This is a genomic window from Aquiflexum sp. (assembly GCF_977115555.1).
Genome location: NZ_CDSBKL010000574.1, coordinates 1 through 1,976 on the forward strand (window position 1 = coordinate 1; position 1,976 = coordinate 1,976).

The 1,976-nt window shown below is 37.1% G+C and carries 2 protein-coding genes; both read right to left on the reverse strand.

From position 1 onward, the window contains the following. Positions 1–962, reverse strand: a 962-nt coding sequence (locus ACZFYI_RS19710) for a hypothetical protein (protein WP_462525828.1), incomplete at its 3' end; no start/stop codon positions are given. A 56-nt stretch (positions 963–1,018) separates the two neighbouring features. Continuing rightward, positions 1,019–1,678: a porin family protein gene (locus tag ACZFYI_RS19715; RefSeq protein WP_462525829.1), complete on the reverse strand. Its 660-nt coding sequence runs from the start codon at positions 1,676–1,678 to the stop codon at positions 1,019–1,021. Positions 1,679–1,976 lie beyond the last annotated feature (298 nt).

Consider the following 1,976-nt stretch of genomic DNA (forward strand, 5'->3'; position numbering starts at 1 on the left):
GCATATCCTGCGGCCTGCAGGCTAGAAAGATCCTCTATAAAAACATTGATATATTGAGAAGGATCCCATAAGCTGTTGAACTTTAATTGCAACAACTCTTGGTCTTGGGCATCCAGGAAAACCTTATTTGACATAATTCTGTTGACACCCTTTGTTTCCATCAGACTGCCATCGGGATTTCGATCCGCCAATTTAAACCTGAATCCTGCATCCACTGCATTTAAGTTTCTCTTGAATGAGGACCTGATACCTCCGCTAAAAGCAATATTTGAACTGTTGATCTGACTTTCAAAAGCGGATTGGCTTGGAGAAAAAAGATTGGAAAAAACATGGAATACAACTTGAAATTCCTTGATGGGATAGGAAATGTCCTGTCGTGAATTGATTTTAAGGATGTTGCTGTCTACCCCAAAAACAGAGGCCTGGACATCAATGAGTCCTATTTGAGTGATTGGAATGCCTGTCAATCGGTTGGTGTTTATATTTCCAACCTGCAAAGAAAGGTTTCTCCTGATCTGTTCTTCCACTCCGGGAATTTCCCCATCAGGTCCAAAAGCCCTCAGAGTGAAATCGTAAGGTTCGTTGTTGACAAGCGTAAATTGATTTCTGGTCTCGTTGGAAAAATCAAGGACCAGTTCTTTGATATAATCTCCCTCCACCACTTCAATCTCAACCTCATTGCTAAATGTAAGTTCTCGTGTAGGGAACATGACCCTAAGCATGTATTTGCCCGGTTTGGAAAGGTCAAGAGAAGGTTCTTTGATCACAGAGTCCCCCAGATAAATCACATATGGTACGTCAATATTATTCAAAAAAGGTCTGTTATCCCTGTCAAAAAAACTCACAGTAAGATTGAAATCTTCCTCTATATTTTCTGTAAAAAATACTGTCTTAGAAGAGATTAATTGTATTCTATTGATCTGATTGAGGTAAAATGAATTTTCAGCTTCTCTGTCAGTCATACAGGAGTTGAACAGCAAAAGCGTCAAAAAAGCGAAAATTAAAAGGGCATTTTTCATTAGTATACAAGAATGAGTTGAACCTGATTGATGCTGTTGGGGATCACCGGACTGTTGACAAAATCATTGAGAGATTGATAATACCTTAATTCTACCAGTCTTTTTCCCAAATAAGCTCCCGCCCCAAAGGAGAAGCCATATTGGAGTTTGTTGATTTCTACCTCGAAGTTATTGACCGAATTACCATTAAGAGTGGTGCTTTGTGAACTGTTTAGAACATATTTGGCAAAACCCCCGGCAGAGATTGTTCCTTTGTATTTTCCTCCATAAGTCAATACCAAAGGAATCGCATCCAAACCAAAAGACAGGTTGCTAAAGGAAGTAATTGCTTCTATATCAGGATTGATGGAGTTGTTGTTGATGTTTTGGTATTCCAGATAGGGTTCAAGTCTGAACCTGTGGTAATCGCTCATTTTCCAGTCAAAGACCATTCCCAAAGCTGCTCCGAATTTATAGTCCGAAGCTATCTGACCAAAGGACAAATCTCCGTAGTCAAAGAAGTTCATTGAAGGTGAAAAGCGGATTCCTTTTTTGAATTCCCTTGATTTTTCAGGAATACTGTCATTTAGGGTTATTGCTTTTAATTCAATTCCTGACATGAATAGGCATCCCAAAAAAAGAAGAATGGCAAATGACTTTTTTATTTGAAGGTTGATCATATTGTCCTGATTTAATCCATTGTTATGTTTTCAATAATTTGATAAAGGGCTTTCCCTTTGAAAGCCAAATCAAAATTCACAACAAAATGGAGATATTTTAAAAGCCTAAACTATTGAATTGGAATTGAAATTCCACTTTGATAACTTATTTAGTTTTAAAAATGTTGGATTATGACTATTAAAAGTTTTTATGAACCCGTTTTCACTTCATTTTTAATTTGAAGAAAGATGATTTATTCTAATTATTATTAACTTAAAAACTTCAGCCCCAAACGCATCTCCAAAAAGTTCGAAGGCA